This window comes from Acetivibrio clariflavus DSM 19732 (assembly GCF_000237085.1).
Classification (GTDB): Bacteria; Bacillota; Clostridia; order Acetivibrionales; family Acetivibrionaceae; genus Acetivibrio; species Acetivibrio clariflavus.
In genome coordinates this window covers 1,248,285-1,273,355 of sequence record NC_016627.1, presented here as the reverse complement: position 1 = coordinate 1,273,355, position 25,071 = coordinate 1,248,285, and the positions used below count along the sequence as shown (strand labels likewise).

The following is a 25,071-nucleotide window of genomic DNA, read 5'->3' as shown; positions in this document are numbered from 1 at the left end:
TTTTTCTCATTAAAACGTATAAATATTTTTAATAAATTGTTTATATAATTTTAATTATTTAATTATATAATAAAATAATGTATAATATAAAAGTGTATAAGACAATATATGGTATTAGCTTATAAATTTTCTTCTAATTGCTTTATTTGTTATATTTCTTCCATACAGAAAGTTGAAATATAAACTTTTTTATTTATAATATTTATAACAAAATAAATAGTATGTATTAAATGCATAAGTATGCCTAAAATATTATAATAATTACACTAAAATTTTACTGGAGAGGTTAGCACCAATGCGGATTAGAATCAAAAATTTTTTAAGTAAATACATAAAAATTACAGAGTTCCTTTTTATAAACCTTTTTATTGTGTTTACACTATTAAAATGTCTTTATTTTCAATTTACCACAAAATTGAATAAGGCACCTTATTTTTCCCTGGATAATATATTTATGATAATTTCTACCATTGCCGTAATAGCAATTATTGTATCCCTTATTTTCTTCGTTTTTGACAGGAAAAGGCTTGTTGCACTTTTCATAATTAATTTATTGTTGACAATTTTATTAATCGCAGATACAAACTTTTTCAGATATTATTACAACCTGATAACAATACCTGTATTTTTTCAACTGAACCCCAGAATGATTAATTCAGTGGATCAGAGTATTGTTAGCCTTTTCCAGCTTAAAGACCTGATATATATTATTGACTTCCCTATAATGCTTTTCGCATTCTTAAAGTTAAACAAAAGAGGAGTGGAAAGCATACGTTTTTCCAAAAGATTTTCAAAATCTATCAGTATCCTTGCTGTATCTTCAATCATAATAGTTTGTATTTCTTCATCTTCAAATTTAACTTCCTTTGCTTATAGCAACAACTATTCAGCAAAAAGCCTCGGTGTTTTATTTTCGCATTTCTATAACACCAAGCTTTTTATAAAAGAAAACTTACTGCAGGATAAAGTTTTGAAAGAAGAAGAAAAAAAATTGGTTGAAGAACATCTTCAAAACAAAAATAAGGAAGATTCTGCCGCAAATTTTAGCCAATATAAAGGCATAGCTGAAGGTAAAAATCTTATTATTGTTCAAATGGAAGCCATGCAGCAATTTGTTATCGGAAAAACCATTAACGGTAAGGAAATAACTCCAAATCTCAATAGGCTTATAAAAGAAAGTTTTTATTTTGACAATATTTATTACCAAGTTTCGGGCGGGAATACATCCGATGCAGAATTTTTGGCAAACAACTCTCTGTACCCGTTAAGCGAAGGTTCGGTATATCATAGATATTCGGAAAATACATATCATTCTTTGGCTTCCATATTAAAAGACAAGGGTTACACTACTTATGCACTCCATGCTTTCGATAAAACCTTCTGGAACAGAGAAGAAATGTATAAGGCATTAAAGTTTGATACATTCTTTAACTCTGAAGATTATATAATGGACGATTTTGCGGGATGGAGCGGAAATGCCTTAAGTGACAAATCCTTTTTCCGCCAGTCATTAAATATGATAGACACTTCAAAGCCTTTTTACAGCTTTTTTGTAACATTGTCCAACCATCATCCTTTTAATTATTTTGAAAGTTTCGACTTTGATGTGGGCGAATTTGAAGGAGAATATATCGGTAACTTCATAAAAGGAGCCAACTATGCCGACAGTTGTATTGGAGAATTTATCAAAGATTTGAAATCCAGAGGCTTATATGACAACAGTTTGCTTGTTTTTTACGGTGACCATTCAGCTGTTCCGAAAATTGAAAGTGAAGGCCTTATGAAGTTCTTAGGTATTGAATATAATGACTGTGATTGGGCCAAACTCCAGCGTGTCCCACTTATTATACACTTACCCGGACAGCAAAAGGGAGAAGTAATCTCCACTACCGGAGGTCAAATTGATATAATGCCTACAATAGCCAACTTAATGGGATTCGATGTTCCATATGCCTTAGGAAAAGACCTTATAAATACTCAAAAAAGTTATGCAGTTTTAAGAAATGGCTCGATTATTACCGATAAGTACATATATTTCAACGATACAAGGGAATTATACGATTATAAAACTGGTGAACCGTTAGATATCAGTCTTTATGAAAACGAAATGCAAAGCTTAATCAATGAATTAAATATATCGGATATAATCATCTCAAATGATTTGCTTTCTGACAAAACACCTTGAGAAATGCTTTTTAAGCCGCTAAAACAGCGGCTTTTTTATTGTACAGGAACATTATTCACTTTCAAAATTTTATAATAATATTTCTCTGCATTAGTAAAGCCTCTTTCAAATTCATTGAAAGAGGCTTACGTAATTATATAATCCATAGTTTTATCAAAGCAAAGTAAAAACAGCTATTTTGAATTGAGATAGCATTCTACGCAGTAAACGTCTCCATCCGCTTCATCTTCATACATTTGCTGAAGTTCCATGCCACAGCCTTTACAATATACTTTTTTTAAAGTTCCATCATTTTTATCCTCTACATAATGAGCACATTCAGTAACATTACATTGTTCCTCTTCACAGGACATACATTCATCCGAAGGATATCCGAATTCACACACATATTCAATTTCATTGGATTCTTCATCGATACGCTGCTTTAAATTCTTACAATTATTGCAGATACAATCATTCATAATAAACTCCTTTTTTAACTTTCCTTATTGGCACCGCAGCACTTTTTATATTTTTTACCGCTTCCGCATGGACATGGTTCATTTCTTCCTACTTTATTGCTAACTGCGATATGAGCTCTGTTGAAATCTTTTGTAATTTTTTCTCTTAAATCCCTTGGCAGTACTTTATCCCATTGCGGAAGAGATGACAGCCAAATGGCCTTTGCATCCAACATATTGTAGAAAAGTTTTTCAAAATCAACTTCCAACGAAACAATGGAGTCTTCACTCAACTTATTTAAATCATATTCTTTTACAAGGCTTGAATTTATTCCATCCAAAAAACCTATAAAAGTCAGATTGTCCATATCAAATCTTTTTGCCAAATCTGAAAGCTTGCCGGTAATAACCTCAGTGTGGTTATCAAGTATATCTTCATAAGCTGCTTTCTCTTTTTCAAGATAGTTATTCCAAAATTTATTGTATTCTTCCTCCGGTCTTTCCATATCGGCAAGCTCTTGCCATTGATCGAACAAACTCATATTTTTCCTCTCCTTCATATGCTCACAATTTTAATTTAATTATGCTTTCAACTATAGAATTTTTGCTCCAAAATCAATTTTACATAAATTTAAGCAAAAGTCAAATCATCTGTGTTTACAACAAATACTAATATTCCACATCGTAGAGAATTAATCCTGAACAAGGGGCTTTGGGCCCGGCCAAACTTCTATCCTTTCTGGCAAGTATCTCCGGTATGCTGTCAGCATCCATTCTTCCAGCACCGACTTCAATTAACGTTCCTGCCATAATTCTTGCCATGTTATATAAAAATCCATCCCCATGAAACATAATTTCAACAAGTTCATTATCATTTTTAATTTCTATTGAAAATATCTCTCTTACCTTGGATTTATTTTTGCTCTTTAAAGATGTAAAACTTGAAAAATCGTGCTCTCCCACCAAATACTCTGCAGCTTTTCTCATCAAATCTATATCCAGAGGCTCAGGTACATGAGTGCAGTATTTTCTCAAGAACGGGTTATGTCTCTTTGCGTTCCAAATTCTATATAAATATTTTTTCCCTTTAACATGGTACCTTGAATGAAATCTCTCATCCACCTCCACAACCTCTGTGACAACAATATCTTGGGGAAGGTATCTGTACAAATAATCCAGCATATCTTCCTCCGACATTTTACTTTCGGTATGAAAGTTTGCCACTTGCTTAAACGCATGAACTCCTGCATCTGTCCTTCCCGAACCTATTAATTCAATCTTTTCGTTTGTCATTTTACTTAAAACATCTTCCAGCTTCCCCTGTATAGTTTTGTCCGAATCGCCAAGCTTCTGCCATCCTCTATACTTGGTTCCGTCATACTGTATGATCAATTTTATATTTCTCATTTCTATTCTCCAATCTACAGTTGTAATTATAGCCCAGTATGATATTATATCCACTGGGCTAATAAATTACATAATTCATTTATCTTTTGAATCTTTAAAATGTATTTATAAGGAGGTTGTCTAAAAAGTCCTAAGTCAAGTTATTTCATAGCATCAAAAGTCAGTTTTATTTCTCTCAGGAATTGCTCGGTATTAACTATTTTCTTATTCTCAACCTGTGAAAGCTGAGCCAAATCCTTAGTCATTACTCCATTTTCTATTGTATCAATGGAAGCTTTCTCGAGCTTATTTGCAAAATCCACAAGTTCTTTGTTGCCATCAAGCTCGCCGCGTTTTCTCAACGCACCTGTCCATGCAAACAATGTAGCCATTGAGTTGGTTGAAGTCTCTTCTCCTTTAAGGTGTCTGTAGTAATGTCTTGTAACAGTTCCGTGTGCAGCTTCGTATTCGTACTTACCGTCAGGAGATACCAATACGGAAGTCATCATTGCGAGGCTTCCGAAGGCTGAAGCCACCATATCGGACATAACGTCACCGTCATAATTCTTACATGCCCAAACCATTCCGCCTTCAGATCTTATAATTCTGGCAACAACGTCATCAATCAAGGTATAGAAGTATTCTATTCCTGCTGCTTCAAATTTATCCTTATATTCGTTATCGTAGATTTCCTGGAAAATATCCTTGAATCTGTGGTCATAGGTTTTAGAAATGGTATCTTTGGTTGAGAACCACAAATCCTGTTTCTGGTCTAAAGCATAATTAAAGCATGATCTTGCAAAGCTTCTAATGGATTCATCGGTATTGTGCATTCCCATGATAACTCCAGGACCATCGAATTCATGTATTGTTTCTCTTACAACTTCTCCTGTGGAAGAAGTAAATACAAGCTCTGCTTTTCCAGCACCCTTTACCTGATATTCAACATTCTTATATACATCCCCATAAGCATGTCTTGCAATAGTTATAGGTTTCTTCCACCCAATAACAAAGGGTTTTATGCTGTTCACAATTATGGGCGCACGGAAAACTGTACCGTCTAAAATTGCTCTTATGGTACCGTTAGGGCTCTTCCACATTTTCTTTAATTTGTATTCTTCCACTCTCTGAGCATTTGGAGTAATAGTAGCACATTTAACACCTACTCCGTACTTCTTTATAGCCATTGCTGCGTCGATAGTAACCTGATCGTCGGTTTTATCTCTGTTCTCCAAGCCTAAGTCGTAGTATTCAGTGTTAAGCTCAATATATGGCTCAAGCAATATTTCTTTTATTAATTTCCAGATGATCCTGGTCATTTCATCTCCGTCCATCTCAACTAACGGAACTTGCATTTTGATTTTACTCATATCAATTACTCCTTTTTATATTATTTATAATTAGTATCTATAGTTCTTCTTGCCAACAGGCTAATTTTATCAAACAAGCCATTTACTATTTTAAATTAAAACAGTAATATAATCAAGAAAGATTGATAAAAAAAACACAAAGATTAAAATTGCTTTTCAACATTAGCAATTTCACTCATTGTGTTCTGAAACATTAGCCAATCATCTTTCAGAAATAAACATACATTATCTTTGTTAAAATAGCAAATAAAATCACTCCCCTTTAATCTTCAATATATGGACTATTTATAAATCTATTTACATTTTTTGTGTTTACGTTTTCTGTTCGGGTTCCCCAAAAGTTCGTTTTATATATGAGTTTTAAAGATAGACTTTTCAAAAGTTCTTCTCTCTCATTCTCACTTAATCCGGCAACATATATGTAAAGGTCGCAGTATATCATCGAATTACTGAATCTATCAACGGAATTACTTAGCGTATGCGAACTCGATACAGAATATAAAAACCTGTCCTTATACTTGTATATTTCATCAACCAAAGATTCTATTCCTACAACATCAAATAAACTCTTGTTTTTTACCTTAATGTTATAAAACACTTTCATATAATCATTAGGATTTTCTGACGGTAATTCAGCAAACTCATTAATATATTGTATATCCGGATCAGGAAAATTCTCAGTATACATATACTTTATACTGTCAAACTCCATTTGGTCTGTAATATACCAATTCACAGATTCAATTGAAAAACTAATGGGTGCTATATACTGTGTGTAAGTTAATATAATTATTGCTAATACTACTAAAAAAATAACAATTACTTTCTTGTTTTTTAAAACCCCCATATGCCCATTCCTTTCCGAAATTTGATAAAACCCACCATAACAGGCTTCTGCTATAATGAGCCCTGTTTCCTTCTAAAGTTATTTTTAAATAACAATAAACAACTACATAAAAATAGTACTTTTCTTAGCTATTGTATGATATACCATATATTCTCAATTAATTCAATAGCTTATGTTAAATATTGTCATTCTTTACTTCCCAATAGATTTTATGTAATCATATTGGTTTTAGGTTTTTGTAACTATTAACATACTTTCAAATATATTTAATTGCAAACCACACTTTTATTGGCTTCAAGCCAGTCAACAAACTGCCTTGCAGTCCTGGGAGAACGTCCGTTGTACCACATCTCCCATTTAAGAGCCTCTCTTTCAAGCTTCTCCTTATCATAAGAAATGCCCCTCTTTTCTGCCAATCCCTCTACTATTTTTATAAAGTCCTGTTTATCAGGAGAAGAAAATACAATTATAATTCCAAACCGATCCGCCAATGAGAGCTTTTCCTGTATTGTATCCTGGGACCGGATTTCATCGTCAGCATTACCCGAATGGAGCCCTAACCTATCGCTAAACTTCTCTTTTATCAAATGCCTTCTGTTGGAAGTGGCATAAATAACTACATTATCGGGTCTCGCCTGAATACCTCCCTCAAGCACTGCTTTAAGGCAGGTGTAATTCTCTTCCGCATCTTCAAAGGCAAGGTCATCAATAAATATAATAAATTTCTGTTTCCTGTCCTTAAGCTGTGTCAGTATTTTAGGAAAATCAATTAGGTAGTTCTTGGGAACCTCCACAATTCTAAGCCCTCTTTTATAGTATTCATTGACCAGGGCTTTTACAGTGGAGGACTTACCTGTGCCCCTGTCACCATATAAAAGTATATTATTGGCCGAATAGCCGTCTAAAAACTGCTCGGTATTTCGGATAATCTCTGCCCGCTGTTCCTCATAGCCGATAAAATCCGAAAGCAATACAGGATCCGGGGAATCAACCCCTTTCAATCTTCCTCCGTTGTCATCCCTTTCCCACACAAAGGCCCGGAATTTTGAAAAAATGCCTGTGCCGTTAGCTCTGTAAAACTCCCACAATTCTCTTGTGAGATTCCCCCAATCGTCCTTTCGATACAATACTTCTTTTATCGGCTCATTCAATTGTTCCTCTTTTATTTCATTGCAAGTGTCAAAATCCCAATCGGGAAAATCTTTTACAGTTTCAATTTCAAAATCCAGATTGCAAATATTTTTTAATGCGTATTCCTTAAAAATTTCAGACGATATGCAGGTCAATTGTTTTATAGTCCTTAAGTCATTAGAAGCAGCTTTTAATAACATACTGTCGATTCTATCATATTCCGTACTCTCACAAGCCAAAGAAAACGGGTTTTCATCGGTAATTATCAAATTCTCTATATATTCCCGCAATGTTCTCTTACCGATTAATGTACTTATATCATAATAAATGGAATTATAGTACCTTGCAAAGGTATTTAAATCAACATTATCGGTAAACAATCTTTCTATAAAAACATAGATTCCGTTCAACAGCTTATCGTCCAATACTTTTTTATATATTGATAAAGAGTTTAATTTCAGCCTCAGTTCTTCCAATTTCATAAAGAATTCCTCCACCCTATTCATAAAATCATTCACGACATCATGAGCTGCATTAATTTTATCTTTTTTCCCATAAAATAAAAAAATACTGTCAAATAACTCTAAACAAAAATTATATCACTGACGGCAAACAATCTCCATATGTGTTTATTATTTATTTATATTGGTATAAGATAATTATTGATATAAATATATTCGGAATTCAAAGGAGGAATATAATGAATTACAGGAGATTAGGACGAACGGGCCTTAAGGTAAGTGAAATCAGCCTTGGAAGCTGGCTTACTTACGGAAATTCCACCGAAAAATCAACTGCCGTTGAAATAATCGATACTGCTTATGATTTAGGCATTAATTTTTTCGATACTGCAAACGTTTACGCACTTGGAGAAGCTGAAATTATTGTCGGTGAAGCCCTTAAAAAATACCCGAGAGAATCCTATGTTTTGGCGACCAAAGTATTCTGGCCCATGGGTGAAGGACCTAACGACAGAGGATTATCTAGAAAACATGTTTTTGAGCAGGCTCATGCCAGTTTGAAGCGTTTGGGCGTAGATTATATAGATATATACTATTGCCATCGATATGACCCGGAAACCCCTGTTGAGGAAACTTTGAGAACAATTGACGATCTCATTCGTCAGGGCAAAATATTGTATGCCGGAGTAAGCGAGTGGACTGCCGCTCAAATGGCTGAGGCATTGCAAACTGCTGACCGCTATCTTCTCGATCGTATTGTAGTAAATCAACCTCAATATAGTATGCTCAACCGTTATATTGAAAAGGAAATTATCCCCTTTGGAATCAAAAACGGAATTGCACAGGTTGTATTCTCTCCCCTTGCCCAGGGAATACTGACAGGCAAGTACAAGCCCGGTTCGGAAATACCGAAAGACAGCCGTGCTGCCGATCCCAACTCAAATATGTATATCCTCAACAATCTCAAAGACGAAATACTTGTAAAGGTTCAAAAACTCGACAATTTGGCTAAGGAAATGGGAATTACTCTCTCTCAGCTGGCACTGGCATGGACTCTTAGAATTGACAATGTGGCCAGTGCAATAATAGGCGCAAGTAAAGTCAGTCAGGTGAAAGAAAACGTCAAAGCTTCCGGAATAAAGCTTTCCGAAGAAATTCTGCAAAAAATTGAAGAAATACTGGCATAGACATAAAAAAATAACTTCCGCTTTTAGCCGGCATTCTTTTGAAACGGGAATTGGGCAGTGAAATGGAGCGGAAGTTATTTTTTATTTTCATCTTTGAAATAAATAACTTTGAATCAAAAATACTATAGCATCAATTTTTAGAAATAGCCTTTTTGTATATTTCAATATATTCTTTCGCGGATTTTTTCCAGCTAAAATCGGTTTCCATTCCCTTTTTCATAAGGTATCTCCAAGTTGATCTGTGATAGTAGAAGTTAACTGCTTCTTTTATTGCATAAAGCATATCATGGGCATTGTATCTTGTAAATGTAAATCCATTGCCTTCATGGGTTATTTCATCATACTGCTGAATTGTGTCCTTCAGTCCGCCTGTTTCTCTTACAATAGGAATGGTACCGTATCTTAAACTGAACATCTGGCTTAAACCGCAGGGCTCAAACAGAGAAGGCATGAGGAACATATCTGAGCCGGCATAAATCCTTTGGGAAAGCACTGTATCATATTTAAGATTTACAGACAATTTTCCGGGATATATTTTCTGAAAGTGTCTTAATGCCTCTTCATATCGGTATTCTCCCGCACCTAGGATTACAAGCTGTATGTCCATTCTCAAAATGTCTTCCATAACATAGTTTATGAGGTCAAATCCTTTCTGATCCACCAGTCGTGATATTATACCTATTAGCGGTATATCTATTCTCTCCTGCAAACCAAGGCTCTTTTGAAGCATCTGTTTGTTTGTCAGTTTGCCTTCAAGATTGTGTACACTGTAATTTGCAAAAATTCTGTCATCAGTTTCAGGATTATTTTTTTCCATATCGATACCGTTCAGTATTCCATACAAATCCTCAGACCTTTTGTACAAAACATTGTTGAGCTTCTCTCCGTAAAAGTCAGTCTTTATTTCTTCTGCATAAGTCTTGCTGACTGTGGTTATTATGTCTGAATACACAATACCTGCCTTTAAGTAATTTATATCGTCAAAAAATTCTATGCCATCAGGAGTAAAATATTCCCAACCAAGTCCTAAAACTTCTCCCAAAACCTCTTTTGGGAAAACTCCCTGATATTTTAAATTGTGAATTGTAAATACGGTCTTTATATCTTTATAAAAATCGTTACTCTTATAATGTGCTTTGAGAAGCAAACTTACCACACCGGTCTGCCAGTCATTGCAGTGTATTACATCCGGTTTGAAATTAATAAAAGGAAGCATTGACAATACGGCTTTTGAGAAAAAAGCAAAACGTTCTGCCTCATCGAAATAGCCATAATAACCTTCTCTGCCAAAATAATATTCATTATCGATAAAATAATAAATAACCCCATCACTCTCATACTGCATTATTGCACAGAATTGATGCCTCCATGAAATATCCACATATATATAACCCAAATATTTCATTTGATCCACGTACTTTTTAGGAATGCTCTTATACTTGGGCATAACCACCCTTGTATCAATATCCAAACCGTTCAACGCTTTAGGCAGTGAAGCTGCCACATCGGCAAGCCCTCCGGATTTTGCAAAGGGATCCACTTCAGATGAAACAAAAAGCACTTTTGTCTTCTTCATAATATCCTCCTGTGTAAAATATTTGTGTTTTTTGATTGTAAGTTGACGGGTTATTTTAACAGCCTGAATTTTTACTGGCTGTTTAACGTCATTATAATAAATATTCCCAAAATATAAAAATATTTTTATTTTACATATATATATCGAACTTTTTTTAAAGTTCATTAGTCTAATAACAGAAATCAAAAAAATTTAAACATGATTTGCAAAGTTTTAGAAATATAAAGGTGGTGACCGCTAATTTGACCGAACTTGTTGAAAAAGCCAAAGCCGGTGATAAAAATGCTTTCATGGTCCTGGTAGATACCATGAAGCTTCAATTATATAGAACTGCACTAATTAAGCTTGGAAATGAACATGATGCATTAGATGCCGTACAGGAAGCACTATATAAAGCTTTTTCAAACATAAAAAATTTACGGCAAACCTGTTTTTTTAAAACATGGCTAATTAGGATCCTAATTAATGAATGTTATAACATTCAACAATATAACCGAAAAGTTGTTCCCCTTGATGATTCCTTTTATAACCCGGAACATCGGCAAGAGAACAAATCGGTAGAATCCATTGATATTCAGAATCTAACCGGCAAACTCGACGAGATATACAAGGAAGTCATTGACCTCAGGTATAACCACGATTTAAAGTTTGATGACATAGCAGTGATACTGGATATACCTGTAGGTACAGTCAAGTCGAGACTGAATCGGGCGCATAAATTGCTGAGGGAACAACTATTGGACCAAAACAAAAATAATTACTAAATAAGACGGACAACCCGTTTCAAGAACATTATATAATGTAAATCCCCTATTTGAACCCCAGATTCTTTTTTAAGAAAATCACCTTATTTGAAAAGGAGGTATATGCATGAACTGCCAAGATATAATAGACAATCTTGAAGCTTACATACAAAATGAACTCGGAGAAAAGGAAGCTAAAGAGATTGAAAAGCACCTTGCCGAATGTTCCGACTGTTTTAATGAGTATACACAAATAAAAAATACCATAAACCTAATCAAAAAAGCCTATGACAAAATTGAAATGCCGCAAGAGTTACGCAATTTGTCACTGGCTCCAAAGCGCAATAAAGGCAAAAAGCATTATTTTTCAATCAAGAAGGCTGCCATAGCAATAGCTTGTGTTTTTGCTCTTCTTTTAGGAGCAATTTTAATACCGAATACCATCTTCACTCAAAAGGTCAGTGCCGGAGATTACAGGGATGGCTTTACCCTTACTCCATTGAGTTACGATTCTACAGGTGTTAAGCCGGACAGTGAGTTTGTGCTTGATTCCAAAAAGGACATTACGCTTTCCTATCTTGAGGAAAACTTGTCCATCGATGGTGAACCTAATCCCATTATATCCGAGAACGGTAAGAATTCCTTTAAAATCAAACCCTCAAAGAAGTTTGAGGAAAACCGTCTTTACACTTTTCGCATCAAGTCTTCGGACAGAAGCGATATAACCTGGACTTTTCAAACCAGTGCAACCTTTAAAATTTTAGGCTCCTTCCCCGGCAATAAAACAACCGATGTACCGGTCAACTCCGGCATAGAGATTTATTTCAGCCATGAAGAGTTTGAAAACGTGGATAAGTATTTCGAGATTTCTCCAAAAGTGGAAGGACGTTTTGAAAGGCATAAGAAAGCAGTGGTATTTGTACCTAAGGGCCTTAAAGAAGGTACCGTATATACAGTTAAAATAAAGAAAGGTCTTAAACTAAATGGAACCGACTATACTTTAGCTGACGATTTCGAATTTCAATTTGAAACCACTTCGACCTCAAATAAAGAAGACCCTATGTTCATATACTACGACCGGACTGTTTTCGAATATACTCCGAAAGAAAATCCCACTCTCTCTATTGAATACTACAGTCCTAAAAAGATAAAGGAGCCTGTAAATGTTAAGACAACTATTTACGCCTATAAGGACGTTGATTCGTTTATTCAAGCTTTAGAAAACAAGTTTGCTGCCGAAGAAATGTCATGGGCCTATAGAAGCTATTCCAAAACTCCTGTTTCGGTGGAGGGCCTTGAAAAGATTATCGAGTTCGAGCAGGAAATAGACTTAAACTCCGGCCCACTGCACGTTAAGCTTCCCGATCCGCTGCCTCAAGGATTCTATATTGCGGACAGCAAGTGGAAGGAATCGAATTTCCAAACCTTTATCCAGGTAACGGACATCGGCATGTATATTACAAAGAGCAGCAAAAAAACCCTTATGTGGTTGCATGACTTAGACAGCAAAGCTTCCATAAACAATGCAAAGATATCCGTTGTAGGCACTAATATCGTCTATAATACAGACAAAGAAGGAATAGCTTATTTCGACACTCCTATTGGCAATAATGAGAAAGACAACATATACTACAAAATTGAAACGCAAGACAATAAACATTCTGTACTTTTAGTTCCTTCAAAATCCTACAACATATATGCCGAAGAAAACGCCAATATGTATTGGCACTTCATACAGCTGGACAGAAGTCTATACAAACCCGATGACACTGTAAATTTTTGGGGCATGATAAAAAACAGATATTCCAGTGAGAAAATAGATTCGTTGGTTATTGAAGTTGATGAAGGTTATAGCTATATTCAGCGATATTACGACTACAGGCTTGAGGGAAAAGGTATAATCGGTTACTATCCCGCTAATGTGTCTCCCCTTGTAAGTCATGAAATATCTGCCAAAGACGGAATTTTCAGCGGAAGTTTCCGACTCCCCAATTTAGACCCTGGGGGATATCAATTGACAGTAAAAAAAGGGGAAGAAATAGTTGCAAGTTCATATATTCAAATACAAAACTACACAAAACCGGCCTTTGAGTTAAATATATCAAAGGACAAGGAAGCTGTTTTCCCCGGTAAGGAAGTAAATTTCACTATCAAGGGTTCCTTCTTTGAAGGAACGGCAGTTCCAGATCTGGAAATAATGTACAGTATTGATAACTACATCAGCGATGCCGGATATATCGAAAAGACTGTTACCACCGATTCCTCAGGAAGTGTTGTTGTAAAATATGTTCCTGAGCCTGGCCAAAACGTCCAGGGTGAACAATATATCAATATCCGTGCCCATGCTGCCAAACCCGAAATTGGGGAGATTTCAGGCAGTACCGATGTGCGGGTTTTTGTAAACGACATCGATGTCAAACTGGAATCGGAATTAAAAAATCAAAAAGGTGTTGTAACAGCCAATGTAAACAAAATTGTTTTAGACAGAATAAACAATGGAACTGCCAAAGACAGTAACGATTACCTGGGTGACCCTGTAGGCGGCAAAACCCTTACGGGAACCGTATACAAACATACATGGCTGAAAATTGAAGATGGAGAGTACTATGACTATATAAATAAAATTACACAAAAAAGATACCGTTATGAGGAAAAAAAGGAAGTTTTCACTCGAATAACCATGACCACTGATGCTAACGGAAAAGCCACCGCTTCCTTTGATGCCCCTTCCCTCAAGGATGGATTCTATACTGCCGAATTTACATGCACCGACAATTCCGGCAGGAATATGAGATTCAGCTGCAATTTTGGGGATTATTCGGACCAATACTTCTACGAATATGACAGTTATTATCTCGACGGCGGTAAAGAAAGATATAAACTGAATGAAAAAGTTGACCTCACCTTCAAAAAAGGCAAAGATATACTGCCGGACGGAAATTATCTCTTCATAAAGTCACAGAACGGTATAATGGATTTTGAAGTATCAAACAGCCCTAATTACAGCTTTGTTTTGGAAGACAAATATCTGCCCAATGTCTGTGTGACGGGTGTATATTTTAACGGGTTGACCTATGTGCAGTCGGAGGAGTATAATGCGGTTCTCGATCCTGAGGAAAAGAGCCTTGCAATTGAAGCCGAATTGGACAAAACTTCCTATAGACCCGGTGATGAAGTTACCGTTAAGATAAGTGCAAAAGACAAGTCCGGAAAACCTACAAAAGCGTTTGTAAACATAAGTGTTGTGGATGAAGCAATGTTCAAGCTGAACGAGCAGTATATAGAAACTCTTCATACATTATACTCCATTGTGCCTTCGGGAATTGACTACAGCTATAAGTCCCATATAAATTCCGATTTTGTCGAAAACGGTGTTGTGAAAGTAAGATTTTCAGACAGGGCCGGTGGAGGCAGTGCAAAGTTTAAAACAGAAAAGAACTTGGTAATTCGGTTCAATGAACCCATATTTGCTTCTTATGACTTAGAATCGGCAGAAACCAGAAGCGACTTTAAAGATACGGCATACTTCAATACCATAACGCTAAACGACGAGGGGTACGGTGAACTGACCTTCAAAATACCCGACAACATAACCCAATGGAGAGTAACCCTTTCCGGTGTTACAACCGACCTACTTGCAGGAAGCAATACCGTAAGCTTGGATGTTACCCTGCCCTTCTTCATAAACTATACCCTAAACTCCACCTACCTGGCAGGGGACAAACCGGTTTTAGGTGTTACAGCATACGGCAATGACCTAAACAAGGATGAAAAGGTATTCTTTGAAGTCTATGACGCACAAAATAAGAAGCTTATAGCCAAAGGTGACGGCAAAGCTTTTGAAAGGGTCAATATTTCTCTACCTGAGCTTTCAGAGGGTAAGAAAGAAATCATTATAAGTGCTTCAACATCCAATGGACTTAAAGACTCGTTGAAACACTCCTTTGATGTTGTAAAAACCTATCACGAAATTGAAGAAGCTTTATACTATGACCTTAAACCCGGGCTTAAGGTTAAAGGAGGAAATAAAGGCATCACCAAACTTATATTCGCCGATAAAGGCAAAGGTATGTACTTAAGCGAACTATATAACCTTATGTATACATCCGGCAACAGGATAGACCAAAAATTCACTGTACAAAAAGCATCAGAATTGATAAACAAATACTTTGATCTATCCGATATAGAAAATTCCGCACAGTTCAATGCCTCCGACTATCAGAGGGAAGACGGCGGATTAGCCATACTCCCTTACAGTAACAGTGACTTAGATATAAGTGCAAAGCTTTCATCGCTGTTAAAAGACAAGGTCAATGTCTTCAAATTGAGAGAATATTTTTACACCAAACTGTACGACGATTCACCGGGACTTAAGGGAAATGCCCTATATGGTCTTGCTGTATTAAAGGAACCGGTACTTCTGGATCTCGACAAAGCAGCCGAAGTTGAGAATGCTTCTGTTAAAGATCTGCTGTACATTGCCCTTGCCTACTGCGAACTTGGTGAATTACCCAAGGCTGACAGAATATTTGTAGAAAGAATCGCTCCGCATATTAAGGGATTCAAACCTTACTACAGAATAAACACCGGAAAGGACAATGATGATATCTTAGAATGTACCGCACTGGCCGCAGTATTGTCATCTAAGCTTGACAAACCCCATAAATCAAGTTTTTACAAGTACTGTGTTGAACACAGTTCAAAACATATAACCACATATATTGAAAAGATTATGTACATTGAAGAGGAAATAAAAAAAGCAAACAGCGGCCCGGTATCTTTCAGCTACACTTTAAACGGCAAGCAGTATACGGAGTCTTTGGATAACGGTAGAATATTCACTTTGACCGTTCCATCGGAGAATGTAAAAAATCTTGCAATAGACAGTGTAATGGGTGAAATTTCCGTGGTATCCATTTTCAAGAAGTCCCTTACTTCCACAGTAAAAACCTATGCGAATTTGACTGTCAATAAATCCTATTGCAATACAAAGGGAAATGGAGCAACTACCCACTTCAGCCAGTCGGATATTGTAAAGGTAACTATTACGTGGAATGCAGATACAAAAGCTCTTGACGGAACTTATCAGATAACGGACTATCTGCCTTCGGGATTGAGACCGATTGACAACCCCATAAGTATGGGTGTGGATATAAATATCAATGAAATAAGTTATATGGAGTCCGACGGACAAAAGGTAACCTTCTACGTGAATAAGGAACAGAAGGACAAAACTCTTACCTATTATGCCAGAGTTATAAGTCCAGGGACTTACAAAGCAGAAAGTACGATTATACAAAGTGTATCTTCAAAGGAAAGTATGAACATGAGTGAAACATACACCATTGAAATAAAATAGTTTACAAAAGCAAAACTCAAGTATTATATATGAAATCTTAATAGTCATGGGGCTGTTGCACTAAGAAAATTAGTGTAACAGTCCTTTTGTGTCTAAAAAGCAAATTCCGGACTTCGAAAAGTCCGGAATTTGGTGTAAAATGTATTTATGCCACTAAATAATTTAACACATAAAGATTATACCATTCGCGGTGATTTCTATCAATTAAAATTACCGTTAAATATTGAGTACATGATACCTAATGATGATTCTGTCAGGTTGCTGGGTCAGATAGTGGAGGAGATGGATTTAACAGAATTATATAAGACCTATTCCCGTATAAGGAAAAAACAAGCAACCCCAACACAGATGCTGAAGGTCATGCTCTACGGATATATGAATAATTGTTATACTACTCGAAAAATTGAAAGTGCTTGTAAGAGAGATATCAACTTTATGTACCTTCTTGAAGGGTCTCCTGCTCCAGATTATACAACAATAGCGAGATTTCGGAGCCTTCATTTTGCACCTGTTTCAGAAAATCTTATGGCACAATTTACTGAAATACTTGCTGAATGTGGAGAACTTTCAATGAAGAATCTTTTTGTTGATGGGACAAAAATTGAAGCTTCTTCAAACAAATATACTTTTGTCTGGAAAGGTTCTGTTACTAAAAATCAGCGAAAACTTATGGATAAGATTCCTGCATTTTTTAAGAAAGCAGAAGAAGATTACGGATTTAAAATTGTATATGGAGATAAAATCAAAATGTATCATCTAAAAAAGCTTAGGCGTAAACTATGCAAAATAAAAAAGGATGAAAATATCGAATTTGTCTATGGAATAGGAAAAAGAAAATCTCCTCTCCAAAAAACATTGGAACAGCTGGATGAATACATATCAAGACTTAAGAAATATAATAAGCATTTACATACCATGGGAGAAAGAAATAGTTTTTCAAAAACAGACCCTGATGCAACCTTCATGAGAATGAAAGAAGATGCTATGAAGAATGGGCAATTAAAACCTGGTTACAATATTCAGTTTGGAGTAGATGCTGAATACATAGTATGGATAAGTGCTGGTCCTCAGCCTACAGATACAACCACTCTAATACCATTCTTAAACAGTATCAAAAGTCATTTGAGGTATACTTACAAAAATATAGTTGCTGATTCAGGGTATGAAAGTGAGGAAAATTACGTTTATCTTGATGAAAACAACCAACGTGCCTTTATTAAACCATCCAATTATGAAATTAGTAGGACACGTAAGTATAAAGCAGATATTAGCATAAAGGAAAATATGATATATGACAAAGAAAAGGATATTTACATATGTAGTAACGGAAAAAGGCTTGTAGTAACAGGAATAAAGTTCAGTAAAAGCAAAACAGGATATATAAGTAAGAAAACCTGCTACACATGTGAAGATTGTAGTGAATGTACTTTCAAATCAAAATGCATTAAGGGAAACAGCAAAAAACCGCTGGAAGAACGGACTAAACGTCTTGAGGTATCTAAATTATTCCAGCAAAAACGTGAGGAAGCCTTAGAAAGAATCCTCAGTGAAGAAGGAATCGAACTCAGAATAAATCGGAGTATTCAGGTCGAAGGGGTTATTGGAGAAATAAAACAAGATATGGGATTCAGACGTTTCTTGTGTAGAGGCAAAAAGAACATCTTAGCAGAATGCATTCTTCTTGCTTTAGCACATAATGTAAACAAACTGCATAACAAAATTCAATCACAACGATGTGCCACGTATTTACATCCAATAAAGACAGCATAAACATAAAAAATATTTATTGTATAATTAGCGAAGTGTGTGTCGTTTATTTAGTATACCCTTTTTTCAGGATCAACAAATAAAAGACAACGTTTTAAGGATAAAATATATTAATTTTAAATAAAAAGGGGCTATTGCATTACGATTACTAATCTGTAATGCAACAGCCCCATAAAATTATCAAGCAGATATCTAATATTTTTGAAGGTCATGTAATGCAACCAGTGTTACTTATTTTATCCGAAACTTCTCCAAACCAGTTCCAAGGCTCTAAATCAGGCGGTTTACACAGAAATTCCAGTTCCTCCCCCGTAGTAGGGTGCTTAAATCCTATTCCATAAGACCATAGTGCTATTTGCTGACCTACCTTATTAACCTTGTTTCCGTAACGCTGATCTCCATACAAAGGATGGCCGATATGAGAAAATTGTACTCTTATTTGATGGGAACGACCCGTATGCAAATCAATCTTGACCAGGGTAAAGCCCTTAGCCTCCCCTATAACATAGAAGTCCAAGATTGCCTGTTTGGCACCCTTTACCTCAGGTGATACAATACTTACCCTATTGGCTTTTTCGTCCTTTAAAAGATAATTCTCAAGCCTTCCTTTCCTGCTGTCCAACTTACCGTGAACCACTGCGACATAAGTTTTGCCAAGTCCTCTCGTACGCACCTGGTCTGATAATCTTGATGCTGCTTTTGAAGTCTTGGCAAAAACCATTACACCGCCAACAGGCCTGTCCAAACGATGAACAAGTCCCAAATAAACATTGCCCGGCTTGTTATACCTAACCTTCAAATCCTCTTTTAGAAGTGTAAGCATATCAATATCATTGCTGCTGTCCTTCTGGACAGGAACATTAACGGGTTTTTCCACCACCAGCAAATGATTGTCTTCGTACAAAATATTAATTTTAATACTTTTATGGAGGCTCATCAACTTTTTGCCTCCCAACGGCCAAAAATACCACAAGGAAGAACCAACCCCGTTGAAGATACCGGAATTCCAACTTCGCCCGAGGAAATAACCCCTTTATGTTTCTTTCCTAATGTCATCTTTAGTATATTTTCCACCACTATCGGTGAAAATCCGGTAGTATAGGAATTTATAAGAAAGAAGAGGGGTTCTTTTGACAACACATCCATGCACAGCTCAACCAAAGGATACAACTCATTCTCAATTTTCCAAACTTCTCCCTTAGGTCCCCGACCATAAGACGGAGGGTCCATTATTACAGCATCATAGAGGTTTCCTCTTCTCTTTTCCCTTTGAACAAACTTAATTACATCATCTACGATGAATCGGACTGGTCTGTCCGCAAGCCCGGAGAGACTAATGTTCTCTTTTGCCCATTGTACCATACCTTTTGCAGCATCCACATGACATACCGAGGCACCCGCAAACGCAGCGGCAACTGTTGCCCCTCCAGTATATGCAAAAAGGTTTAGTACCTTTATAGGCCTTTTGGCAGAACGTATTTTGTCTATTATCCAATCCCAGTTAACGGCCTGTTCAGGAAAAAGACCGGTATGTTTGAAACCTGTAGGCTCAATATGAAAGGACATTCCTTTATAAGATATCTGCCATCTTTCCGGAAGTTTTCTTTTAAATTCCCACTTTCCTCCCCCGCTTGAACTTCTGTGGTAATGGGCATCAGCTTTAGTCCATAATTTGCTGTTACCGTTTACAGGCCAAATTATTTGAGGATCGGGCCTTCTTAATATGTATTTCCCCCACCTCTCAAGTTTTTCGCCATTTCCGGTATCTATCAATTCATAATCCTTCCAGCCGTCAGCAAGCAACATTATATAAAAAACCTCCATTCTTCACGTGCAAACTTGTCTTATCCCTTAATCCATAAAATTAACTGTGGTAAGGTAAAACTTTATTCAAAGCGCAAATATAACACTTGCAATATTATATCACAAAAAGCTGTTTTTTAAAGATTACCGCATTAATCTTATACTCCTTTTACATAATATGTAAAATTCATAATTCCATCACTTAGTACTCTTTTTTTGTAACAAACTCCAACAATATTGAATAGTATGTAGTATCAAAGAAAAGGAGTTGATGTTTAATGTCATGCAATAAGGGTATCTTTGGAGACAACTGTGAAATACTCTTCTTCATCCTGGTATTTCTTTTGTTGTTCTTCAACGGCAGCGGTTATAGGGAATAACATTGCCAACAGCCCAAATTATCAAAGCTGCTAGATGAAAAGTAAAGTCCTTTTTAACATTACTATGTCTAAAGCAGTGGTAATGTTAAAAAATCACCGCTTCTACTTAAAATTAGTAATTAATCTCCGCTCTACCCTGACTTATTTTATCTTTCGTAGAAATTGCAGAAGCGGAAAGCATCATTTCCACTTAAGCTTATTGTAAAAAAATTGATGGAGCGTCTTATACATGATGCTCCATCAATTTTTTACTCTATCCTTCAATTCACTCTATTTCTGTATTCATTGTTCAGAAAAGCCTTAATATTCAGTTCCAGCTCATTGATAAGCCTTTTTCTGGCCTGAACACTTGCCCAGGCTATATGAGGTGTAATAAGCAATTTATCCGGATTTTTCAGATTCAATAGAGGATTATCCGGATTAACGGGTTCGATTTCAAGGACATCGAGAGCTGCCCCTCTTATCCAATCATCATCCAAAGCCTTTGCAAGATCTAATTCATTAACTATTCCGCCTCTACCTAAGTTCAAAAGAATGGCGCTTTTCTTCATTGTCTGAAGTCTCTTATAATCTATAAGATTTCTGGTTTTATCGTTCAGCGGTGCGTGTATGGACACTATATCCGATTGCTTAAGCAGCTCGTCCAACTCAACCCTCTCATATTGTAAATTATTATTTTTCCCTGTAGTTGAATAATAAACAACCCTGCATCCGAATGTTTTTGCCAGAGATGCCACTGAACTTCCTATGGCTCCAAGCCCAATAATCCCCCATGTTTTGCCGCCAAGTTCTTCGAAAGGTTTGTCAAGATGAGTAAATATATCACTCTTTGAATAACTCATTGATTTTACATATTCATCATAATACCTGAGATCTTCCATAAGATAAAACAACATGGCAAAAGTATGCTGCAATACACTACTGGTAGAATATCCTGCCACATTTGAAACTGCTATAGATCTTGTCTTTGCATATTCCAAATCAATATTATTTGTTCCCGTTGCAGCAACACAAATAAGCTTTAAATTTGAAGCATCTTTCATATTACTTTCATTGAGAACCACTTTATTTGTTATGACTATTTCCTGTTCCCTAATTCTATCCGCAACCTCATCAGGCTTTGTAATATCATATACTGTCACTTCTCCCAATTTCGACAACCCTGACAAATCTGCATCGTTTCCAAGGGTTTTAGCATCCAAAATACATATTTTAGCCACTATGCTGTTCCTCCTTCGGCAAAGTCTCATTTCAAATTATCATGCAAAATTTAATAAGTTTAATGTTCTCAAGCCGCAAAAATCCCGAAGCATTTATTGTGTTGAACAACAAAAATTTAAGTTGTTGCGCTGTCTTTTGATATATAATTATATCACTTTTTTATTGTTCAGTGTTTTTTAAACTTAGCGAAAATTATATTTAATATATATATATTTTATTATGCTTTCTGACGCATTTATATTTTTTACGGAATTATATATATTTCTTACGAACCATTTACAAAATACTATTATGAACTTATAATTATCATGGACTATCATTATAGGAATGAGGGAATCATTATGGAAATTAAATCTTTAAAAAAGTTAAAACTTTATGGTTTCAATAATTTAACCAAAACTTTAAGCTTTAATATTTACGATATTTGTTATGCCAAAACCCCTGAGGACAGAAAAGGCTATATTGAATATATTGATGAGCAGTATAATGCCGAAAGATTGACTAAAATACTCACAAATGTTTCAAATATTATCGGTGCCAATATTTTGAATATTTCAAGTCAGGATTACGAACCACAGGGTGCTAGTGTTACCATGCTCATTTGCGAAGAGGAAATTAATAACCCTCATAACCAAGAGCAAAGCCATAGTGATGACCCAAACCAAGTAGAATCTCCAGGTCCTGTTCCTGAGACTGTACTTGCGCATCTAGATAAGAGTCACATAACAGTGCATACTTATCCTGAAAGTCATCCTGATGACGGTATAAGCACTTTTAGAGCTGATATTGATGTATCTACATGTGGCCGTATATCACCACTGAAAGCTCTCAATTATCTCATACACAGTTTTGAGTCGGATATTATAACCATAGATTACAGAGTTAGAGGCTTTACCCGTGATGTAGAAGGCAAAAAACTGTTTATTGACCATAAGATAAATTCCATACAAAACTATATTGACACCGATACAAAAGATCAATACCACATTGTGGATGTTAACGTGTACCAGGAGAATATATTCCATACCAAAATGCTAATCAAAAATTTGGATTTGGACAATTACTTGTTCGGTGTATCAAAGAAGGATTTACATCCAAGTGAAAGGAGAAAAATCAAACAGAAATTAAAAAAAGAAATGACCGAAATCTTTTATGGAAGAAATATACCTAAAGTTTAAATAAATCATTATTCAATTTTCACTATATTTTGATAATTTTAAGCCTTGTATTGAATGGGAATGTAAGTAATTTTGTGTATCATAATTTATGTAATCCTTCTTTAGCAAGTAAATTTTAGTTGACAAGGTTTACAGAATATTGTTTTTTATTGCCTTTCCATTGTATATTATTGCCGGATTTATTAAGTTTTATACATAAACTTGATTAAATCTGGCAATAATCATTTATAATGGTCAGTATTAGCCTTTTAAACCTATATTTTTAATTTTGTGAGGTCTAGCCCATCCGGCGATGAGGATGAGCCCTTGAGGGCGGTGGGGGTGAATGCTTTTAAATATACTCTTCCAGCCTACCTGGATATTGGATTACCAATTGGCTAAGTACTCTATCCCAGTTTTTGTAACGTTGTGTCCATTTTTTTACTACATTCATTGATGCTAAATATAAAATCTTTTCTAGTGAACTGTCTGTTGGAAATATTGTTTTTGTTTTTGTGACCTTACGAAACTGACGATGTAGTCCTTCAATTATATTTGTAGTATAAATTATTTTTCGTATTTCTTCTGGAAATTTGAAAAATGGACTTATAACATCCCAGTTATTTTCCCAACTACGTATTGCAAAAGGATATTCCTTTCCCCACTTTTCTTTAAGTTCATAAAGTTTTTCTAATGCTATTTCTTCATTAATAGCATGATATACTTCTTTGAAATCATTACTAAATGCTTTTAGGTCTTTGTATGGCACATACTTAAAAGAATTTCTCAGCTGATGTATTATGCAACGCTGCACTTCAGATTTTGGATATGCAGCATTTATGGCTTCCTTAAGTCCGGTAAGTCCATCAACACAAAAATTAAAACATCCTGTACTCCTCTATTTTTAAGGTTATTCAGTACACCAAGCCAAAATTTTGACGATTCATTATCACCAATCCATATCCCTAAGATATCTTTATATCCATCAATAGTAACTCCTAGAACAACGTAAGCTGCCCGGTTTGTTATTCTTCCTTCATCCTTTACCTTATAATGAATTGCGTCCATAAATATAAAAGAATATATAGGTTCAAGAGGTCTTTGCTGCCATTCTTTTATTTCTGGAGCAATTCTGTCAGTAATCTTGCTAACCATCTCCGGAGACAGGCTGAATCCATAAAGTTCTTCAATTTGCTGACTAATATCTCTTGTAGACATTCCCCTTGCATATAGAGCTATAACTTTTTCCTCAATTCCGGAAACATTACGCTGATATTTTGGGATAATTTTAGGTTGAAATTCTCCTTTACAATCTCTAGGCACTTGTATATCAATTTCACCAAACTCACTTTTTATTTTTTTGGTGTATAACCATTACGGCTATTATCGGTATTTTTATTTGCCACATCATCTTTTGCATAACCCAATTCTGCTTCAAGTTCTGCCTCAAGCAGTTCTTGAATAATATCTTTAAAAATGTCTTTTAGATATGCATTTACATCTGATACGCTTTGGAAATTATTTTCCCGAACTAATTGCTTTATATGTTCTTTTGATAGTGTTGACATAAAATTCTCCTCCTTAGCTTTTCTTATTAGAAATTCTTGCCAAGAAGGAGAACATTCAATCTCTTATATACAAGATTTTTTACATCCTCTATTGAATTTTTCTGCAAGGCTTTTTATTCTTTTATTTATAAAAAATAATAGTTTAATAAAAAATTTATGTATTTTTCTTATTTATTTTTGATAAAGTATCAAAAGAAAGAATCCATTTCAATAACTTATTTTAAAATTCAACTGCTATTTTACAACTATCATTATCAATTTGTTATATTTTTCACCACATACACATTTTTCTTATTTTGTACTGTTATTTCCAACTTATTGGTGATAAAATAATTATGTAAATATAATTTTATTAGTTAAAACAAATTAATATTTTTATGAAAACTTTGCATTTTCGAAATTCGACTCAGCTATTTACACCAACTTATCTCCTCTTATCTATATTCAACTGTTTATCCAAGCAGTTTTCATAATTATTATTCCTGTGTTT

16 protein-coding genes and 1 pseudogene are annotated in these 25,071 nt (G+C 35.2%); 6 read left to right on the top strand and 11 right to left on the bottom strand.

Features of this window, described 5'->3' with window-relative positions; all coding sequences use genetic code 11:
* Positions 1–454 precede the first annotated feature (454 nt).
* Positions 455–2,185: an LTA synthase family protein gene (locus CLOCL_RS05265; protein WP_245532846.1), complete on the top strand. Its 1,731-nt coding sequence runs from the start codon at positions 455–457 to the stop codon at positions 2,183–2,185.
* 173 nt (positions 2,186–2,358) lie between these two features.
* Here the strand turns inward: CLOCL_RS05265 and CLOCL_RS05260 are convergent, their stop codons facing one another.
* From CLOCL_RS05260 to CLOCL_RS05235, 6 genes are all read right to left on the bottom strand, one after another.
* The gene (locus CLOCL_RS05260; RefSeq protein WP_014254373.1) at positions 2,359–2,646 is read right to left on the bottom strand and encodes a hypothetical protein; all 288 of its coding nucleotides are present in this window, start codon (positions 2,644–2,646) and stop codon (positions 2,359–2,361) included.
* Positions 2,647–2,660: 14 nt separating this feature from the next.
* Entirely contained in the window at positions 2,661–3,167 is a 507-nt protein-coding gene (locus CLOCL_RS05255) for an SEC-C metal-binding domain-containing protein (protein WP_014254372.1), read from the bottom strand.
* Between the two features lie 127 nt (positions 3,168–3,294).
* On the bottom strand, positions 3,295–4,032 hold the full coding sequence (gene truA / locus CLOCL_RS05250) for a tRNA pseudouridine(38-40) synthase TruA (RefSeq protein WP_014254371.1): 738 nt from the start codon (positions 4,030–4,032) through the stop codon (positions 3,295–3,297).
* A gap of 140 nt (positions 4,033–4,172) precedes the next feature.
* Complete coding sequence (locus CLOCL_RS05245) at positions 4,173–5,381, bottom strand: NADP-dependent isocitrate dehydrogenase (protein WP_014254370.1); 1,209 nt, start codon at positions 5,379–5,381, stop codon at positions 4,173–4,175.
* 262 nt (positions 5,382–5,643) lie between these two features.
* Complete coding sequence (locus CLOCL_RS05240) at positions 5,644–6,228, bottom strand: hypothetical protein (RefSeq protein WP_014254369.1); 585 nt, start codon at positions 6,226–6,228, stop codon at positions 5,644–5,646.
* A 266-nt stretch (positions 6,229–6,494) separates the two neighbouring features.
* A complete protein-coding gene (locus CLOCL_RS05235; protein WP_014254368.1) occupies positions 6,495–7,841 on the bottom strand; it encodes an ATP-binding protein in 1,347 nt (448 codons plus the stop codon).
* A 218-nt stretch (positions 7,842–8,059) separates the two neighbouring features.
* On the opposite strand from CLOCL_RS05235, the gene CLOCL_RS05230 reads away from it, so the two are divergent.
* A complete protein-coding gene (locus CLOCL_RS05230) occupies positions 8,060–9,007 on the top strand; it encodes an aldo/keto reductase family protein (RefSeq protein WP_014254367.1) in 948 nt (315 codons plus the stop codon).
* Between the two features lie 130 nt (positions 9,008–9,137).
* Here CLOCL_RS05230 and glgA read toward each other — a convergent pair whose 3' ends face one another.
* Positions 9,138–10,583, bottom strand: a complete 1,446-nt coding sequence (gene glgA / locus CLOCL_RS05225; RefSeq protein ID WP_014254366.1) for a glycogen synthase GlgA — start codon at positions 10,581–10,583, stop codon at positions 9,138–9,140.
* Between the two features lie 242 nt (positions 10,584–10,825).
* Here glgA and CLOCL_RS05220 point away from each other — a divergent pair, with 242 nt between their 5' ends.
* The 3 genes from CLOCL_RS05220 (at position 10,826) to CLOCL_RS05210 (ending at position 18,455) form a co-directional block, all read left to right on the top strand.
* Positions 10,826–11,347, top strand: a complete 522-nt coding sequence (locus tag CLOCL_RS05220) for a sigma-70 family RNA polymerase sigma factor (protein WP_014254365.1) — start codon at positions 10,826–10,828, stop codon at positions 11,345–11,347.
* Positions 11,348–11,453: 106 nt separating this feature from the next.
* The gene (locus CLOCL_RS05215) at positions 11,454–16,685 is read left to right on the top strand and encodes an Ig-like domain-containing protein (protein WP_014254364.1); all 5,232 of its coding nucleotides are present in this window, start codon (positions 11,454–11,456) and stop codon (positions 16,683–16,685) included.
* 147 nt (positions 16,686–16,832) lie between these two features.
* On the top strand, positions 16,833–18,455 hold the full coding sequence (locus CLOCL_RS05210; protein ID WP_014254363.1) for an IS1182 family transposase: 1,623 nt from the start codon (positions 16,833–16,835) through the stop codon (positions 18,453–18,455).
* A 205-nt stretch (positions 18,456–18,660) separates the two neighbouring features.
* Here the strand turns inward: CLOCL_RS05210 and CLOCL_RS05205 are convergent, their stop codons facing one another.
* The 3 genes from CLOCL_RS05205 to CLOCL_RS05195 all read right to left on the bottom strand — a co-directional run bounded on the left by CLOCL_RS05205 (position 18,661) and on the right by CLOCL_RS05195 (position 21,855).
* Entirely contained in the window at positions 18,661–19,389 is a 729-nt protein-coding gene (locus CLOCL_RS05205) for an RluA family pseudouridine synthase (protein ID WP_014254362.1), read from the bottom strand.
* Positions 19,389–20,258 carry a class I SAM-dependent methyltransferase gene (locus CLOCL_RS05200; protein ID WP_014254361.1) on the bottom strand — a complete coding sequence of 290 codons (870 nt, stop codon included), beginning with the start codon at positions 20,256–20,258 and terminating at the stop codon, positions 19,389–19,391. The genes CLOCL_RS05205 and CLOCL_RS05200 overlap by 1 nt, the downstream gene beginning before the upstream one ends.
* 637 nt (positions 20,259–20,895) lie before the next feature.
* Positions 20,896–21,855: a D-2-hydroxyacid dehydrogenase gene (locus CLOCL_RS05195; protein WP_014254360.1), complete on the bottom strand. Its 960-nt coding sequence runs from the start codon at positions 21,853–21,855 to the stop codon at positions 20,896–20,898.
* 342 nt (positions 21,856–22,197) lie between these two features.
* On the opposite strand from CLOCL_RS05195, the gene speD reads away from it, so the two are divergent.
* On the top strand, positions 22,198–23,034 hold the full coding sequence (speD, locus tag CLOCL_RS05190; RefSeq protein ID WP_014254359.1) for an adenosylmethionine decarboxylase: 837 nt from the start codon (positions 22,198–22,200) through the stop codon (positions 23,032–23,034).
* A gap of 331 nt (positions 23,035–23,365) precedes the next feature.
* On the opposite strand, the pseudogene CLOCL_RS05185 reads toward speD, so the two are convergent.
* A pseudogene (locus CLOCL_RS05185) lies at positions 23,366–24,581 on the bottom strand (IS256 family transposase).
* Positions 24,582–25,071 lie beyond the last annotated feature (490 nt).

Bases quoted from the DNA above. Each gene is read 5' to 3' on its own strand.
- CLOCL_RS05265 (WP_245532846.1), top strand. From the start codon at position 455: ATGATAATTTCTACCATTGCCGTAATAGCAATTATTGTATCCCTTATT.
- CLOCL_RS05260 (WP_014254373.1), bottom strand. From the start codon at position 2,646: ATGAATGATTGTATCTGCAATAATTGTAAGAATTTAAAGCAGCGTATC.
- CLOCL_RS05255 (WP_014254372.1), bottom strand. From the start codon at position 3,167: ATGAGTTTGTTCGATCAATGGCAAGAGCTTGCCGATATGGAAAGACCG.
- truA (WP_014254371.1), bottom strand. From the start codon at position 4,032: ATGAGAAATATAAAATTGATCATACAGTATGACGGAACCAAGTATAGA.
- CLOCL_RS05245 (WP_014254370.1), bottom strand. From the start codon at position 5,381: ATGAGTAAAATCAAAATGCAAGTTCCGTTAGTTGAGATGGACGGAGAT.
- CLOCL_RS05240 (WP_014254369.1), bottom strand. From the start codon at position 6,228: ATGGGGGTTTTAAAAAACAAGAAAGTAATTGTTATTTTTTTAGTAGTA.
- CLOCL_RS05235 (WP_014254368.1), bottom strand. From the start codon at position 7,841: ATGAAATTGGAAGAACTGAGGCTGAAATTAAACTCTTTATCAATATAT.
- CLOCL_RS05230 (WP_014254367.1), top strand. From the start codon at position 8,060: ATGAATTACAGGAGATTAGGACGAACGGGCCTTAAGGTAAGTGAAATC.
- glgA (WP_014254366.1), bottom strand. From the start codon at position 10,583: ATGAAGAAGACAAAAGTGCTTTTTGTTTCATCTGAAGTGGATCCCTTT.
- CLOCL_RS05215 (WP_014254364.1), top strand. From the start codon at position 11,454: ATGAACTGCCAAGATATAATAGACAATCTTGAAGCTTACATACAAAAT.
- CLOCL_RS05210 (WP_014254363.1), top strand. From the start codon at position 16,833: ATGCCACTAAATAATTTAACACATAAAGATTATACCATTCGCGGTGAT.
- CLOCL_RS05205 (WP_014254362.1), bottom strand. From the start codon at position 19,389: ATGAGCCTCCATAAAAGTATTAAAATTAATATTTTGTACGAAGACAAT.
- CLOCL_RS05200 (WP_014254361.1), bottom strand. From the start codon at position 20,258: ATGTTGCTTGCTGACGGCTGGAAGGATTATGAATTGATAGATACCGGA.
- speD (WP_014254359.1), top strand. From the start codon at position 22,198: ATGGAAATTAAATCTTTAAAAAAGTTAAAACTTTATGGTTTCAATAAT.